18 protein-coding genes are annotated in these 15,880 nt (G+C 71.2%); 16 read left to right on the top strand and 2 right to left on the bottom strand.

Going from position 1 to position 15,880, the window contains the following annotated elements; genetic code table 11:
• Positions 1–17 precede the first annotated feature (17 nt).
• From DEJ17_RS08070 to DEJ17_RS08040, 7 genes are all read left to right on the top strand, one after another.
• On the top strand, positions 18–893 hold the full coding sequence (locus DEJ17_RS08070) for an aminoglycoside phosphotransferase family protein (RefSeq protein ID WP_110892892.1): 876 nt from the start codon (positions 18–20) through the stop codon (positions 891–893).
• A 58-nt stretch (positions 894–951) separates the two neighbouring features.
• Positions 952–1,563: a hypothetical protein gene (locus DEJ17_RS17755; protein WP_181421104.1), complete on the top strand. Its 612-nt coding sequence runs from the start codon at positions 952–954 to the stop codon at positions 1,561–1,563.
• Entirely contained in the window at positions 1,560–2,264 is a 705-nt protein-coding gene (locus DEJ17_RS08060) for a DinB family protein (RefSeq protein WP_110892891.1), read from the top strand. The genes DEJ17_RS17755 and DEJ17_RS08060 overlap by 4 nt, the downstream gene beginning before the upstream one ends.
• 208 nt (positions 2,265–2,472) lie before the next feature.
• Positions 2,473–3,120 carry an ABC transporter permease gene (locus DEJ17_RS08055; RefSeq protein ID WP_110892890.1) on the top strand — a complete coding sequence of 216 codons (648 nt, stop codon included), beginning with the start codon at positions 2,473–2,475 and terminating at the stop codon, positions 3,118–3,120.
• Positions 3,107–4,378, top strand: a complete 1,272-nt coding sequence (locus DEJ17_RS08050) for an ATP-binding cassette domain-containing protein (protein WP_110892889.1) — start codon at positions 3,107–3,109, stop codon at positions 4,376–4,378. The genes DEJ17_RS08055 and DEJ17_RS08050 overlap by 14 nt, the downstream gene beginning before the upstream one ends.
• Positions 4,375–5,139, top strand: a complete 765-nt coding sequence (locus tag DEJ17_RS08045) for an ABC transporter permease (RefSeq protein ID WP_110892888.1) — start codon at positions 4,375–4,377, stop codon at positions 5,137–5,139. Before DEJ17_RS08050 ends, DEJ17_RS08045 begins: the two co-directional genes overlap by 4 nt.
• Complete coding sequence (locus DEJ17_RS08040) at positions 5,136–6,161, top strand: glycine betaine ABC transporter substrate-binding protein (protein WP_110892887.1); 1,026 nt, start codon at positions 5,136–5,138, stop codon at positions 6,159–6,161. The genes DEJ17_RS08045 and DEJ17_RS08040 overlap by 4 nt, the downstream gene beginning before the upstream one ends.
• 81 nt (positions 6,162–6,242) lie before the next feature.
• Here DEJ17_RS08040 and DEJ17_RS08035 read toward each other — a convergent pair whose 3' ends face one another.
• Positions 6,243–6,872, bottom strand: coding sequence for a TetR/AcrR family transcriptional regulator (locus DEJ17_RS08035; RefSeq protein WP_110892886.1), 630 nt, complete (start codon positions 6,870–6,872; stop codon positions 6,243–6,245).
• An 80-nt stretch (positions 6,873–6,952) separates the two neighbouring features.
• Between DEJ17_RS08035 and DEJ17_RS08030 the strand changes: the two genes are divergently transcribed.
• Genes DEJ17_RS08030 through DEJ17_RS08005 form a run of 6 tightly spaced genes read left to right on the top strand, consistent with a single transcriptional unit; the run spans position 6,953 to position 12,166 of the window.
• The gene (locus DEJ17_RS08030; protein ID WP_110892951.1) at positions 6,953–7,681 is read left to right on the top strand and encodes an ABC transporter ATP-binding protein; all 729 of its coding nucleotides are present in this window, start codon (positions 6,953–6,955) and stop codon (positions 7,679–7,681) included.
• A complete protein-coding gene (locus DEJ17_RS08025) occupies positions 7,678–8,955 on the top strand; it encodes an ABC transporter permease (protein ID WP_110892885.1) in 1,278 nt (425 codons plus the stop codon). Before DEJ17_RS08030 ends, DEJ17_RS08025 begins: the two co-directional genes overlap by 4 nt.
• A gap of 26 nt (positions 8,956–8,981) precedes the next feature.
• Positions 8,982–9,509 (top strand): GNAT family N-acetyltransferase, encoded by a 528-nt coding sequence (locus DEJ17_RS08020; protein ID WP_181421103.1) that lies wholly within the window; start codon positions 8,982–8,984, stop codon positions 9,507–9,509.
• 54 nt (positions 9,510–9,563) lie between these two features.
• A complete protein-coding gene (locus tag DEJ17_RS08015) occupies positions 9,564–10,232 on the top strand; it encodes a hypothetical protein (RefSeq protein ID WP_027466829.1) in 669 nt (222 codons plus the stop codon).
• A 39-nt stretch (positions 10,233–10,271) separates the two neighbouring features.
• Entirely contained in the window at positions 10,272–11,717 is a 1,446-nt protein-coding gene (locus DEJ17_RS08010; RefSeq protein ID WP_110892883.1) for an NAD(P)/FAD-dependent oxidoreductase, read from the top strand.
• 5 nt (positions 11,718–11,722) lie between these two features.
• Entirely contained in the window at positions 11,723–12,166 is a 444-nt protein-coding gene (locus tag DEJ17_RS08005) for an SRPBCC family protein (protein ID WP_027466826.1), read from the top strand.
• 75 nt (positions 12,167–12,241) lie between these two features.
• On the opposite strand, the gene DEJ17_RS08000 is transcribed toward DEJ17_RS08005, so the two are convergent.
• The gene (locus DEJ17_RS08000) at positions 12,242–13,060 is read right to left on the bottom strand and encodes a shikimate 5-dehydrogenase (protein ID WP_110892882.1); all 819 of its coding nucleotides are present in this window, start codon (positions 13,058–13,060) and stop codon (positions 12,242–12,244) included.
• 95 nt (positions 13,061–13,155) lie between these two features.
• On the opposite strand from DEJ17_RS08000, the gene DEJ17_RS07995 reads away from it, so the two are divergent.
• The 3 genes from DEJ17_RS07995 (at position 13,156) to DEJ17_RS07985 (ending at position 15,860) form a co-directional block, all read left to right on the top strand.
• Entirely contained in the window at positions 13,156–14,082 is a 927-nt protein-coding gene (locus tag DEJ17_RS07995; RefSeq protein WP_258366720.1) for an NADP-dependent oxidoreductase, read from the top strand.
• 98 nt (positions 14,083–14,180) lie between these two features.
• The gene (locus tag DEJ17_RS07990; protein WP_110892881.1) at positions 14,181–14,375 is read left to right on the top strand and encodes a PspC domain-containing protein; all 195 of its coding nucleotides are present in this window, start codon (positions 14,181–14,183) and stop codon (positions 14,373–14,375) included.
• 78 nt (positions 14,376–14,453) lie between these two features.
• Positions 14,454–15,860, top strand: coding sequence for an L-serine ammonia-lyase (locus DEJ17_RS07985; protein ID WP_110892880.1), 1,407 nt, complete (start codon positions 14,454–14,456; stop codon positions 15,858–15,860).
• Positions 15,861–15,880 lie beyond the last annotated feature (20 nt).

Genomic DNA, 15,880 nt, shown 5'->3' with positions numbered 1-15,880 from the left:
CCCACTAGCCTGACGCCGTGCCCACACCCGCTGCCGAGGTCGACGTCGACGTCCCGCTCGTCCGGTCCCTGCTGCGCGACCAGCACCCCGACCTGGCCGGGCTGCCGCTCGAGGTCGTCGCGAACGGCTGGGACAACGTCGTGCTGCGCCTGGGCGACGACCTGGCCGTGCGGGTCCCCCGACGGGAACTGGCCGCACGCCTCGTCGAGCACGAACAGCGCTGGCTGCCGGACATCGCCGCCCGGGTCGGATCGGTCGTCCCCGTACCGGCCCCGGTCCGCACCGGCCACCCCACCATCGGCTACCCGTGGTCGTGGAGCATCGTGCCGTGGCTGCCCGGCACGGCGATCGGTGCGCGGACGGTCGGGGCCCCCGTCGCCGAGGCGCTCGCCGCGTTCGTCGGGCTCCTGCACGTCCCCGCCCCGGACGACGCCCCGGCGAACCCCTTCCGTGCGGTGCCGCTCGCGTCGCGGAGCGAGGCCGTGCTGGCGCGACTCGACGACCACGACGTGCACCGGGCCGGAGAGCTGGCCACGCTGTGGCGGACCGCAGCGGCCGTGCCCGCGCACGCCGGGCCTCCCGTCTGGGTGCACGGCGACCTGCACCCCTTCAACCTGCTCGTCGACTCGCCGGACGGTGTCGAGCGCCTGTCGGCCGTGATCGACTTCGGGGACGTCACCGCGGGCGACCCAGCCGTCGACCTCGCCACCGCCTGGCTGACGCTCGATCGGCCTGGGCGTCGGGCGTTCCGCGCGCGCGTCACAGCCTCGGAGGCCACCTGGCTGCGCGCACGCGGGTGGGTGGTCGCGCTCGCGTCCGCGCTGGCGACCGCCGACGAACGCGCCTTCCGGAGCGTCGCGCGACGGAGCATCGACGCGGTGCTGGACGACTGAGTCCCCGCGGGGCTATCGTGACCGCACCATCCGTGCACAGCCGATCGGAGGGGCCGCCATGACCCTCGAGCTCCGCGTCCAGCACGACGTCGCCACCGACGCCTCCCCCGCCCCCGTCCGATCCGAGCGACGCGGTCTCCGCGGCCTGCTCGACCGCCTGTCCGACCACCGCGCCGCCGCCCGCGCCCGACGGGTCGACGACCGGGTGCGCGAACTCGGCGAACTCGTCCACCTGCTCTCCGACGCCCGTGCCGTCGTGGAGCGAGGCTGGATCCAGCAGGCCTGGTTCGCCTACCTCGATGAGCACGGCCGCGTGCGGAAGGCCTCCAGCGCGGCTGCGATGGACGTGCAGGGCCGGCCGCTCGTCGGAGCCTGCCTGGTCGGCGCGGTCGTGTCCGCCGCCGGTGGGCCCCACGCGGTGCACGCGCCGCGGGTCCAGCACGCGCTCGACGTCGTCTGGCACGCCCTGGCCCGCGACGAGGGCGAGCCCGTGCTGTGGTGCCCCGCGCCGGACATCCGGATGGGGCGCGTTCGCGACCTGACGAGCTGGAACGACGCCCCCGTCCGCACCGGTGCCGAGGTCGCCGGCCTGTTGCTGACGGCCGAACGGGTCGCCGTGCAGGAGTCGACGCGCCTGCAGGAGCTCCGGGTGGCACGATCGGGGGCATGAGCGACGTCGACGCGGTCCCCGAGGTGCACCCCGCGAGCACCAGCACGCTGGCGGCGAGCGGCAACGCACTGCTGTCGGACGAGGGGTCCGCGCCGAACCCCGACCGCGCGGCTGCCGACGCCGCGGTGAAGCAGACGCTGCACCGGTACCTGCAGAAGCACCGGGCAGCCCTGCTGGCCAAGCTCGACGGGCTCGCGGAGCGGCAGGCCCGATGGCCGGTGACGCCGACGGGCACGAACGTCCTCGGGTTGGTGAAGCACGTCGCCGGGGTGCAGGCCGGCTACTTCGGCGAGGTGTTCGGGCGGCCGCTGCCGGATCCGCCCGCCTGGCTCGAGTCAGAGGACGGCGAGGACATGTACGCCACGCTCGACGAGACGATGGCTGACGTCGTGGCCTTCCACCACCGCAGTGCCGCCCACGCCGACGCCACGATCGATGCCCTCGACCTCACCGCGACCGGCACCGTGCCGTGGTGGCCGGAGGGGCACCGGGACGTCACGCTGCACCGGATCCTGGTGCACATGGCGTACGAGACCGCCCGGCACGCGGGTCACGCCGACATCGTGCGCGAGATGCTCGACGGCCTGGCTGGCGACGGTGACGGCAACCTGGCCGACAAGTCGCCGGAGGAATGGGTCCGGTGGCGTGAGCAGCTCGTCGACATCGCGGAGCGATCCGGCTTGCGCGACCTCGACGCATAGCCGAGCACGCAGACCGATCGTTACCGTTCTCCCAGGGTTCGGCCGGTGACCAGGCTCTGACCTGGGGTTACTCCCCGAGCAAATGTGAGGGAAACGGCCGTCCACCGCAGTGTGCGTTGTACAACGGGTGCAGCTGCTGCGTAGCTTTGGCCGAGCTCGTGCCCCGATCTGTGGGCAGTTCAGCCGACCGGAAGGGGAGCGCCCACCCGTGTTCCAGTACGTCGTGGAGCGATGGAGCCAGATCTGGTTCGCATCGTGGCAGCACTTCTCACTGGTCGTCCAGTGCGTCGTCCTCGCCACGGTCATCGCCGTGGTGCTCGCCACACTCGTCTACCGCAGCCCGCGCTTGACCTCCGTCGCGAACGGGGTGTCCGCCATCGGCCTCACCCTGCCGTCCTTCGCGGTCATCGGTCTGCTCATCGTCCCGCTCGGCTTCGGCGTCCTGCCGTCGGTCGTGACGGTCGTCTTCTTCGCCGCCCTGCCGATCCTGCGCAACGCGGTCGTCGGTCTCGCCGAGATCCCGCCCACCGTCGTCGAGTCGGCGCGCGGCATCGGCATGAGCCGGTTCCGCACCCTGGTGCAGGTCGAACTGCCGATGGCCTGGCCGATCATCCTGAGCGGGGTCCGCGTGTCCGCGCAGATGGTGATGGGCATCGCCGCCATCGCCGCGTACGCGCTCGGCCCCGGGCTCGGCGGCTTCATCTTCTCCGGGCTGTCCCGCCTCGGCGGCGCCAACGCCCTGTTCTCCGTCGTGGTCGGGGTGGTCGGCGTCGTCCTGCTCGCCCTGGTCCTCGACCTGCTCCTCATCGGCCTCGGCCGCCTGACCATCTCGAGAGGTATCCGTGTCCAGCATTGACTCCGCCACCACCACCGCGCCCGACGGGGACGTCACCGGGCGCAGCATCCTGCTCGACGAGGTCACCAAGCGGTACCCCGGGCAGTCGAAGCCCGCCGTCGACGGCATCACGCTCGAGATCCCGGCCGGCAAGATCGTCATGCTCGTCGGCCCGTCCGGCTGCGGCAAGACGACGACCCTCAAGATGATCAACCGCCTGATCGAGCCCACCCAGGGCCGGATCGTCGTCGGGGACGACGACGTGACCGGCATCGACGGTGACGAGCTGCGCCGCCGCATGGGCTACGTGATCCAGGCCGGCGGTCTCTTCCCGCACATGACCGTCGCGGCGAACATCGCGATCGTGCCGAAGATGCTCGGCTGGTCGAAGGAGAAGATCGCGGCGCGCGTCGACGAGCTGCTCGACCTGGTCTCGCTCGACCCCGACACCTACCGCGACCGGTTCCCCCGTGAACTCTCCGGTGGGCAGCAGCAGCGCGTCGGTGTGGCCCGTGCGCTCGCGGCGGACCCGCCCGTCCTGCTCATGGACGAGCCGTTCGGCGCCGTCGACCCGATCACCCGCCAGCGCCTGCAGGACGAGCTGCTGCGCATCCAGGAGGAGCTGCACAAGACGATCGTCATCGTCACGCACGACTTCGACGAGGCCGTGAAGCTCGGCGACTGGATCGTCATCTTCACCGAGGGCGCCCACATCGTGCAGTACGACACCCCGGAGCGGATCCTGGCCGAGCCGGCGAACGAGTTCGTCGAGAACTTCATCGGTTCCGGTGCCGGCCTGAAGCAGCTCACGCTGAACCGCGTGCGCGACGTCGAGGTCGAGTCGGCGGTGACGTGCTCGCCCGGCGAAGAGGTCAAGGCAGTGCTGCAGCGGATGAACGAGGCCGGGGGGCACCAGCACGCCGTCGTCGTCGACCACCGCCAGCGTCCGATCGGGTGGCCGTCGCGCCGCCAGCTCGAGCGTCTCGAGCGCATCCCCGACGGTGTCGAGCCCGGCCTGCCCGTCGTGGGCGAGGCAGCGACCCTCAACGACGCGCTCGACACCATGCTCGTCTCGAGCGCCGGCGCCGCACTCGTCACCGGTCGTCGTGACGCGTTCCGCGGGGTCATCACCGTCGAGACCGTGATGGAGGCGATCACCCGCTCCCGCGCGACCGCCGCCGGAGACCAGGCCTACACGCCGGTCGGCACGAACACGAACCCGATCGAGACCATGCCGTCGTCACCGGTGTCGGCGATGCCCACCGGAGAAGACCTGTGAGCGCAGTCGCCGTCGCCGGTCCGGCCACCGGTGCGAGCACCTCGTGGAAGGGCCTGCTGTTCCAGCCGATCGCGATCCTGGTCGTCCTGGCCGGCTTCGCGGTGTGGCTCGCGACGGCGGACCTGACCCCGACGGAGCGCACGACGCTCAACCCGGCGGACATCCTGGCCCTGACCGGCCAGCACCTCGTGCTGACCCTGCAGTCGACGGTCCTGGTGCTCGTGATCGGCATCCCGCTGGGCGTCGTGCTGACCCGCGGGCCGCTGCGCCGGGCGAGCCCGTACGTGCTCGCCGTCGCGAACTTCGGGCAGGCGGCCCCGGCCGTCGGCCTCATCGTGCTGCTCGCCGCCTGGCTCGGCCTGAACAGCTCCTCCGCCGTCATCGCGCTCGTGCTCTACGCGATCCTGCCGGTGCTCCGGAACACCATGATCGGCGTGCAGAGCGTCGACGACCGCCTGGTCGAGGCCGGTCGCGGCATGGGCATGAGCGCCTTCAGCGTGCTGATGCGCGTCGAACTGCCGCTCGCGGTACCGGTGATGCTCTCGGGCATCCGGACCGCCCTCGTGCTGCTCGTCGGCACGGCGAGCCTGGCGACCTTCGTCGGTGCGGGCGGACTCGGTCTGCTGATCACGACGGGTGTGACGCTGTTCCTGCCGAAGGTGCTCGTCGCCGGGGCCCTGCTCGTCGCCCTGCTCGCCCTCTCCATCGACTGGCTCGGCCGCGTGGTCGAGACGGTCGCACGACCGAAGGGACTCCGATGAGCCGCCGCACCCGCAGCACCCGCCGCACCCGCACCCGGGTCGGAGCCGCCGCGTTCGTCGCCGGTGCCACCGCCCTCGTCCTGACCGGGTGCGGCCTGCAGCCCGCAACGTCGTTCGTGCCCGAGGCCGGCGCCGGCTCGATCCAGCGCATCGACGACCTGCCGGCCGGCGCCCACATCACCGTGACGTCGAAGAACTTCACCGAGCAGCTCGTGCTCGGCAAGATCGCCGTGCTCGCCGCCAAGGCCGCCGGGTTCGACGTCACCGACGAGACGAACGTGCCCGGCAGCGTCGCGGTCCGTGAGCTGATGACCTCGCACGCGGCCGACTTCACGTACGAGTACACCGGCACCGCCTGGCTGACCTTCATGGGCCACGCGGAGGGGATCCCGGACAAGACCGAGCAGTGGACGGCGGTGAAGAAGGAGGACGCCGGCAACGGGCTGACCTGGCTTGAGCCGGCGCCGATGAACAACACCTACGCCTTCGCCGTCCGCGACGAGGCCGTCAAGGAACTCGGGGACGTCAAGACGCTCTCCGACATCACCAAGCTGCCGGTCGACCAGCGCACCTTCTGCGTCGAGTCGGAGTTCAACTCCCGTGCCGACGGCTTCAAGCCGATGCTCAAGAAGTACGGTCTGGAGCTCGGTGGTTCGGGGTCGAACGGGGTGCCGAGCCGCAACGTCAGCATCCTCGACACCGGTACGGTCTACACGGCCACCGACCGCGGCAAGTGCAACTTCGGTGAGGTCTTCACCACCGACGGCCGCATCAAGTCGCTCGGGCTGACGGTGCTCGACGACGACGAGGGCTTCTTCCCGGCGTACAACGTCGCCCCCGTCATCGACTCGGAGACGCTGAAGGAGTACCCGCAGCTCGAGGGGGTCTACGACCAGATCTCGCCGAAGCTCACGGACGCCGTGCTGCAGGAGCTGAACCGTCAGGTCGACGTCGAGGGGCGTGAGCCGGCCGACGTCGCCTTCGACTGGATGGTCAAGGAGGGCTTCACCACGAAGCCCTGACCGTTCTCGACGCACCCATCTGACGGACGGGAGGCCCGTGGTGACCCCGCCACGGGCCTCCCGTCCGTCAGTGGTCGCGTCTCAGGCCGCGGCGATGCGGGCCGCCGTGTCGCGGATCGACGCGACCACCGCCGCCCGGACCTGCTCCGGGTCGGACCCCTCGTGCCGAGCCGAGCTCCGCAAGCCCGTCATGCACATGCCGAGCAGCATCTCGGCTGCCTGCGGGGTCGCGGCCTCCGGCCCCCAGGCCGGGTCGCGCTCCAGGACGGTGCGCACCGCGCCGGTCATCGCCTCGGCGACCGTGGTCATCCGCGTGACCTGCCGACGCATCAGCTGCGGGAACCGCACGATGACGGCCTTGCGCTCGAGCCGTTCGTGCTCGTCGCCGAACGACGATCCGAACACCAGGAACGCCAGGTCCACGACGGCCTGCGCCGCCGGCTCTCCCGCGACGGCCGCCAGGTGCGCCTCGAGGGTGGCGGGTTCGAGGTCGAGCTCGGTGTGCCCGAGGACCGCGTCCTCCTTGCTCTCGAAGTAGTTGAAGAACGTCCGCGGGGAGACGTCAGCACGTGCGGCGATCTGCTCGATCGTGGTGCCGTCGACGCCCTGCTCGAGGGCCAGGGACCGAGCGGCCTCGGCGATGCGGTTGCGGGTCTCGATGCGCTTGCGGTCACGGAGACCGAGTTCTGACGGCGTCGCGGAGTCGGGCATGGCCCGACTGTAACCGGAGCGTCACATGATCTACAGCAAACGCAAACTTGCAGTCGTGCATCGGACACTACGGTGAACTCATGACCACTCCCGTGCTCGAGGCCCGTGACCTCGCCAGGACCTACGGCCGCGGCGCGACGCGGTTCGACGCGCTCAAGGGGGTGTCGCTGGCCGTGCACCAGGGCGAGAGCCTGGCGATCGTCGGCAAGTCCGGCTCCGGCAAGTCGACGCTGATGCACCTGCTCGCACTGCTCGACAAGCCGTCGGCCGGACAGGTGCTGCTCGACGGCACCGACGCGGCGACGCTCGGTGCGCGGCAGGTCAACCGCACCCGGAACAGCACCTTCGGGTTCGTGTTCCAGCAGTTCTTCCTGACGCCGAAGACCTCGGTGCTCGACAACGTCGTGCTCCCGCTCAAGATCGCCGGTGTCTCCGGAGCCGAGCGGAAGCGCCGGGGCATGGCGGCGCTCGATGCGCTCGGGTTGGCCGACAAGGCGAAGAACGACGCGAACGACCTGTCCGGCGGCCAGAAGCAACGCGTGGTCATCGCCCGGGCGCTGGTCGGAGAGCCGAGCGTGATCTTCGCCGACGAGCCGACTGGCAACCTCGACACGAACACCGGGCAGGTGGTCGAGGACATGCTGTTCGGGCTGCAGCGCGAGCGGGGGATCACGCTCGTCGTGGTCACGCACGACGAAGAGCTCGCCGCACGCTGCGACCGCAGCGTCAACGTCCGCGACGGCTTGATCGTCGGCGGATCCGACGACGCGGTCGACGCGTCCGGCACGCACGGAAGGCACTCCGCATGAACTTCCTCGACCTCCTGCGCACCGCGGTCTCGAACACCTTCCGCTCGAAGCTGCGCACGACCCTGACCGTCATCGCGATCTTCATCGGCGCCTTCACGATCACCCTCACCTCGGCCATCGGCACGGGCGTCGGCAACTACATCGACAGCCAGGTCTCCTCGATCGGAGACGACGGCACCCTGGTCGTCACGAAGGCCGTGGACTCCACCTCGACCGACAGCGGCCCGGCGAAGTACGACCCCGAGGCGTCCGGTCAGAGCGTCGACCGCGGCCCGGCGTCGTTCTCGTACCTCTCGCAGTCCGACGTCGACGCCATCGAGAAGACCGACGGCATCACGAGCCTCCGCCCGGCGGTCGCCCTTGCGCCGAAGTACGCCGAGTACGGGGACCAGGGCAAGTACGTCGTGTCGCTCACGGCCAACGCCGGCGAGCTCGACGCCGACCTGGCGAGCGGCAGGCAGCTCGACGACGAGACCGACGCCAACCAGGTGATGCTGCCGACCGACTACCTGAAGAACATGGGACTCGGCAGCGCCTCCGCCGCCGTCGGCAAGGAGCTCACGATCGCCGTCGACGACTACCAGGGCAAGGCACACACCCTCACCGCCACGGTCGTGGGCGTGCAGAACGAGTCGCTGTTCGGCAGCGGTGCCGGGGCGAACGCCGCGCTGACCGACGCCATGCAGGCCGCGCAGGAGATCGGCAAGCCCGACTCGATCGCGACGTCCTACGCCAGCGCCACCGCGACGCTCGACGCCGACGCCTCCGTCACCACGGTCAAGAAGTCCCTGGCCGACGACGGGTTCCTCGGCCAGACGATCCAGGACCAGCTCGGCCAGTTCCAGACGGTGATCAGCGGCATCGTCGGGGTCCTGAACGCCTTCGCCGTGATCGCGCTCGTCGCCGCCGGCTTCGGCATCATCAACACCCTGCTCATGAGCGTGCAGGAGCGCACCCGCGAGATCGGCCTGATGAAGGCGATGGGCATGGGCGGCGGCAAGGTCTACACGCTGTTCTCGCTCGAAGCCGTCTTCATCGGGTTCCTCGGCAGCGCCATCGGAGCCGGGGTCGCGATCCTGCTCGGCACCGGGATCTCGAACGTCCTGGCCGGCACGCTCCTGAAGGACCTGCCGGGGCTGCAGATCATGCAGTTCGCACCGAGCTCGGTCGCCACGATCATCCTCGTCGTGATGTTCATCGCGTTCCTGGCGGGCACCCTGCCAGCGCGTCGAGCCGCTCGACAGAACCCGATCGAGGCGCTCCGCTACGAGTGAAGGTGGGTGTGCCTAGTGTCGGAACGGTGACGACGTTCGGACGCGACCTCGGGGACGGCTACACGCTGACGCTGCGCGACCTGACGACGGTCGACGCGGTGCTCGCGCTCGTCCGCGCCAACACCGATCGTCTGCGGGCCGCCGAGCCCTGGGCGTGGGATCCGCAGACCCGCGACGCCATCGCCCTGCACACCGAGCGGCTGCTCGGGCAGTACGCGATGGACCGTGCGCTGCCCTGCGTCATCCGCCAGGACGACGCGGTGGTCGGGGTCGCTTCACTGACCTTCGATCCGTACCTGGGGCAGGCATCGCTCGGCTACTGGGTGGACGCCGGACAGGAGGGCCGGGGTGTTGCCCGGCGGGCCGCCACCGTGTTGACGGGGGTCGCCCGGGCACGCGGCGTGGCACGGATGGAGATCCGGACGGCGGTCGCCAACGTCCGGAGCCGTGGTCTCGCCGAGCGGCTCGGCTTCACGCACGAGGGGACCCTGCGGGGCGCGCTGCCGCTCGGGCCCGAGCGGGTCGACGTCGCGGTGTACGGCCTGCTGCTCTGACGTCCGCCGCCCTCGTGCAGGCCGACCGACACCGGTCGCCGGTATCGTCGGAGCATGGCCTTGTTCGGACGACGCAACCCCGACGTGCGCGATCGACCCATCAGCCAGGTCGAACTGAAGCGGGCGGTCGACGAGGGCTTCCTCATCGCGAAGGCCGCCGTCACCATCGCGGTGGCCAACCGCATCATCACGAACGCCCTGCGTGACCAGGGGTACTTCGACCACGCGCTCATCGCCGAGGCCACGCGCGAGGAACTCCACCGCATGGCCGAGGAACAGCGGGGCGACGCCGCACGCATGCGGGAGATCCGCTCCACCTCGAGCAAGCAGAAGGGCCGTTCCCGCCACCAGCACGACTACCGGCGGGGCGACGACCTGAAGCTCCGGATGCGCGAGGCCACGTACGAGCAGCTCGCCACCATGCTCGACAAGCGGCGCGACGACCAGCACTTCGTCGACGGCATCGTGCTCGCCGCGAGGGCCCGCGCCTGGGACGACATCGGCACCACCGTCGTCGGACGCCTCGGTTGGGCGCAGCGCCCCGCGGACGACTACGAGATCGGCCGCGACGACCGACTGCAGCAGATGCTCGACGAGGACTTCGCCGAGTTGCTCGCCGAGCACCCGGTCGGCTCGACCCCGGTCGACGCCGACGAGCCGGACGACGCCGACGGCGACCAGGACGAGTCCGACCCGGCCGATCCCGACACCTCGCGCACCTGACCGACACCACACGCAGTCACGAGTCCCTAGGCTCGGTGCATGGTTGATGCGGTGGTCGTCGGAGCGGGACCGAACGGGCTCGCGGCAGCGGTGACGCTCGCACGCGCCGGACTGTCGGTCGAGGTCGTCGAACGGAACGACACGATCGGCGGCGGCGCCCGGACGGCCGAGCTCACCCTGCCCGGCTTCCTGCACGACGTCTGCTCCGCCGTGCACCCGATGGCCCTGCAGTCCGAGTTCTTCCGGTTGTTCCGGATGGAGGACCGCATCGAACTCCGTCTGCCCGAGGTGCAGTACGGCCACCCGCTCGACGGCGGCCGCGCCGGCATCGCCTACCGGGACCTCGACCGCACCGCCGCCGAGCTCGGGGTGGACGGGGCGGCCTTCCAGCAGCTGATGGCCCCGCTGTCGGAGAACGCCGACCAGGTCGCCGACTTCGCGACCGACGCGCTCCTGCACGTGCCGCGGCACCCCCTGACGGTCCTGCGCTTCGGCCTGCGGGCGCTCGAGCAGGGCACCGCCGCGTGGAACCTGCGCTTCCGCGGCGACGCCGCCCCGGCGATGGTGTCCGGCGTCGCGGCGCACTCGATCCAGCACCTGCCGTCCCTGTCCACCGCGGCGGCGGCACTGTCGCTCGGCTCCTACGCGCACGCCCGCGGCTGGCCGGTGCCGATCGGCGGCAGTCAGGCGATCGTCGACGCGCTCGCGGCCGACCTCGTCGCGCACGGCGGCCGCATCGTCACGGGGCAGGAGGTCCGGTCGCTCGGTGACCTCACCCCGGCGAAGGCGGTGCTGTTCGACACCAGCGTGCCGGGCATGCTCCGGATCGCGGGCAAGCAGATCCCGACCCCGAAGCGTGGGGCACTGCGTCGCTTCCGGTTCGGCAACGCGGCGGCGAAGGTCGACTTCGCGCTGTCCGACCCGGTGCCGTGGACCAACGAATCGCTGCGGAAGGCCGGGACCGTGCACATCGGTGGGACCCGCCAGGAGATCGCGGCCGCCGAACGTGCCGTCGCGAACGGCCAGCACGCCGAGCGCCCGTACGTGCTCGGCGCGGAGCCGACGGTGGTGGACCCCACCCGCGCCCCGAAGGGCAAGCACGTCTTCTGGGCCTACGCGCACGTCCCGGCGGGGTCGGACGTCGACCCGACCGAGGCCGTCACCCGCCAGATCGAGCGGTTCGCGCCGGGGTTCCGCGACACGATCCTTTCGTCGAGCTCCCGCACCGCGGTGCAGATGGGCGAGTACAACCCGAACTACGTCGGCGGCGACATCGCCGCTGGTGCCGCCAGCTTCTGGCAGCTCGTCAAGCGCCCGGTCCTGTCCAGCGACCCGTGGCGGATGGGCGGCGGCATGTACCTCTGCTCGGAGTCGTCCGCGCCGGGCCCCGGCGTGCACGGCATGGCCGGTTGGCATGCCGCGAAGAGCGCACTCCGGCACACCTTCGGCTTGCCGGAGGACGTCGATCTCACCCCGGAAGGCTGATCACCATGGCGAAGAACGTCCGCATCCTGCACTGCCGTCCCGAAGCCGTCTTCGACGTGCTCGGTGACGGCTGGCTCTACACGACCTGGGTGGTCGGGGCCTCGCGCATGCGCAAGGAGGAGTCCGGCTGGCCGCAGGTGGGCACCCACCTGCACCACTCGTTCGGTGCGTGGCCGATCGTCATCAACGACGTCACCACGTCGCTGGTGTGGGAGCCGCCGCACCGCATGGTCATCCAGCCGAAGGGCTGGCCCATCGGCGAGGCCCGCGTCGAGCTGACGGTCGAACCGCACCGGCACGGCAGCAAGGTCACGATCACCGAGAACGCGGTGGCCGGCCCGGGCTCGTACGTGCCCGACTTCCTCATGCAGCCGCTCATCTGGATCCGCAACCGCGAGACCCTCCGCCGCCTCGAGTGGGTGGCCGTCGGGCGCGCGGCGAACGCCTGAGACGTCCCGCGAGACGGACGGGAGGCCCGTGGCGGCGTCGCCACGGGCCTCCCGTCCGCCCTCTGGGAGCGTCGACTACTCGGCGCGCGAGAACTCGCTGGCGCGCGCCACCTGGTCGTCCGTCAGGGCGACGCCCGTGTACCGCTCGAACTGGCGCGCCGCCTGCAGGGCGATGACCTCGGCGCCGGTGATGACGTGCTTGCCGGCATCGCGCCCCGCACGGACGAGCGGGGTCTCCGACGGGAACGCGACCACGTCGAAGACGGTGTGCGCCGCCTCGATCCGTTCCGGCGCGAACGCGAGTGCGTCCTGCTGGTCGCCGCGCATGCCGAGCGGGGTGACGTTGACGACCAGGTCGGTCTCCCCCGCTTCGCGCTCATCGGCGATCCACTCGTAGCCGTACTGCGACGCGAGGGCCGGACCGGTCTGTTCGTTGCGGGCGACGACCGTCAGCTGCTCGAACCCGGCGCCGCGGAAGGCCGCCGTGACCGCCTTCGCCATCCCGCCCGAGCCGCGGAGCAGGACGCGCGAGGTCGGGTCGACGTCATGCGAGCCGAGCAGTGCGGCGATCGCCTCGTAGTCGGTGTTCGACGCCGTGAGCACGCCGTCGTCGTTCACGACCGTGTTGACCGACTGGATGGCGGCGGCGGACTCCTCGATGTGGTCGACGAGCGGGATGATCGCCTCCTTGAAGGGCATCGAGACCGAGCAACCACGGATCCCGAGCGCACGGATGCCGGCGACGGCGCCGGGCAGATCGGTCGTGGTGAACGCCTTGTACAGGAAATTGAGGCCGAGCTCGTCGTACAGGAAGTTGTGGAACCGCGTTCCGATGTTGCTCGGTCGCGCGGCCAGCGACATGCAGACCTGCATGTCCTTGTTCAGGATGGGCATACCTTCAGTCTCGCACTCTCTCCCTTTCGCGTCCTCGCAGCGATGGAGCGGTCCACCCAGACCGGGTGCCGCGCTCCGGGGTAGCGTCGGTGCCGATGACTGAGATCCCGGAGACCATGCGCGCTGTCCGCTTCGACGAGTGGGGTGACCGATCGGTCCTGCACGTCGCCGAGGTGCCCGTTCCCGAGGTGACGCCCGGGCGGGTGCTCGTCCGCGTCCGCGCCGCCGGCATCAACCCCGGTGAGTCGGCGATCCGCCAGGGTGCGTTCGGCGGCGACCTGCCGTCCGGGCAGGGCACCGACTTCGCCGGCATCGTGGTGGCCGTCGGGGCCGAGGTGGACGGCGTCGACGAGGGCGAAGAGGTCATCGGCTGGTCGTGGGACCGCGCGAGCCAGGCCGAGTACGTCTCCGTGCCGCCCGTCCAGGTCGTCCAGAAGCCACGCCTGCTCGACTGGACCGTGGCGGGTGGCCTCGACGTCGTCGCGACGACCGCGGCCGCAGCCGTGCGTGCGGTCGACCCGCGTCCGGGCGAGACCGTCGTGGTGTCCGGTGCCGCCGGCGGGGTCGGCGGCTTCGTCACCCAGCTGCTCGCGAACGAGGGCATCGACGTCATCGCCATCGCGTCCGAGGCGAACCACGAGTGGCTCCGTTCCAAGCGTGCACGGCCGGTCGCGTACGGCGACGGGCTGCAGGAGCGCATCACCGAACTCGCGACGAACGGCATCGACGCCGTGATCGACACCCACGGCGCGGAGTACGTCCGGCTCGGCATCGCCCTCGGGGTGCCGGTCGACCGCATCGAGACGATCATCGCGTTCGACGAGGCCGCCGAGGTCGGGGCGAAGGCCTCGGGCAGCGCGGACACCGCCGACCCGGAGATCCTCGGGGCGCTCGCACTCGAGGTCGCGAACGGCGCGATCGAGGTACCCGTCGCCGCGACCTACCCGCTCGACCGCGTGCAGGACGCCTTCGAGGAGCTCGAGCAGGGCCACACACGCGGCAAGATCGTCCTCATCCCCTGACCCCCTGACCGCTCAGGGCCGATCCGGGGGTTTCCCCCACCACAGTCGGGGTGCGTCCCGGATGCGCTGGACCGGCGGCGTTGCGTAGCGTCGTCGCCATGAGCACACTCTCCCGTCCCCGCAACGGTCGTCTGCTGGCTGGCGTCTGCGCCGGTCTCGCCGACCGCTTCAACCTGTCCCGCACCCTGGTCCGGGTGGTCTGGGTCATCCTGAGCTTCTTCCCCGGGCCGCTGTGGATCACGTACGTCGTGCTGTGGTTCGTGATGCCGCCCGAGGGTGGTCGGCGACGCTGAGCGGTCGGGGTCGCCGCGCTGAGGGGTCCGAGCCCCGGCGCTGAGCACCGGTCCGTCCGGACGGGTTAGTGTGGCGGCGTGCCGGTCTCCGTCTTCGATCTGTTCAGCGTCGGTGTCGGCCCCTCGAGCTCGCACACCGTCGGCCCGATGCGGGCCGGTGCCGAGTTCGCCGCCCTCGTCCGTGGCCTGCCCGTCGCGTCCGTGGTGGTCGACCTGTACGGGTCCCTCGCGTCGACCGGGCAGGGCCACGGCACGCTCGGTGCCGTCGTCGCCGGGCTCATGGGGTCGCACCCGGAGACCGTCGACCCCGATGCCATGGTCCTCGCGCTCGAGACACTGGAACGCGACGGTGTCCTGCGGCTCGACGGCGGTGCGAGCGTGCCGTTCCGCCTTGCCGACATCGTCCTGCACCCCCTGACGATGCTGCCCCGGCACCCGAACGCCATGCGGCTGCGCGCCCGTGACGCCGACGGGACCGATCTGGCCGACGAGACCTACTACTCGATCGGTGGCGGGTTCATCGCACGGGACGAGGCGGCCGAGCCCGCTGCGGACGCGTCGGCTGCCGTCGCCGGTGCCGCGATCCCGGTCGACGACGCCGTCCCCTACCCGTTCTCGAGCGGCGCCGAGCTGCTCGCCGCGTGTGCCGGTTCAGGCCTGCCCATCAGCGGCGTCGCCCTGGCGAACGAGGCGGTCACCCGGACGGACGCCGAGATCCGGTCCGGACTGCTGGGCATCCACGGCGTGATGGAGTCGTGCGTCGACCGGTCCGTCCGCAGGGGCGGGTGCCTGCCCGGTGGGCTCGACGTCCGCCGACGCGCAGCCACCTGGCACGAGCAGCTCACCCGCGAGGACCCCGACCACGACCCGCTCTTCGCGATGGAGTGGGTGAACCTCGTCGCCATGGCGGTCAACGAGGAGAACGCCACCGGCGGCCGCGTCGTCACCGCCCCGACGAACGGCGCAGCCGGCATCATCCCCGCCGTGCTGTACTACGCGCTCACCTACGTGCCCACGGTCGCCGACGCCCCCGCCGCCGAACGCGACGACGCCGTCGTGCGGTTCCTGCTCACCGCCGGGGCGATCGGGTCGATCTACAAGGAACGGGCGTCGATCTCCGGCGCCGAGGTCGGCTGCCAGGGCGAGGTCGGATCCGCGGCGTCGATGGCGGCAGCGGGGCTCGCCGAGGTCCTCGGGGGCACGCCGGAGCAGGTCGAGAACGCCGCCGAGATCGCGATGGAGCACAACCTCGGGCTGACCTGCGACCCGATCGGCGGCCTGGTGCAGATCCCGTGCATCGAGCGGAACGCGATCGCGGCGAACAAGGCGATCAACGCCGCCCGGATGGCCCTGCGCGGCGACGGGGTGCACCACGTGTCGCTCGACCAGGTCGTCGAGACGATGCGGCAGACCGGGGCGGACATGTCGTCGAAGTACAAGGAGACCGCGATGGGCGGGCTCGCGGTGAACGTCCCGCTCTGCTGACCGTCGCGGTCGCTGTTCCG

Source organism: Curtobacterium sp. MCSS17_011, assembly GCF_003224275.1.
Lineage (GTDB): Bacteria > Actinomycetota > Actinomycetes > Actinomycetales > Microbacteriaceae > Curtobacterium.
This window is presented reverse-complemented; position numbering and strand designations above follow the sequence as displayed.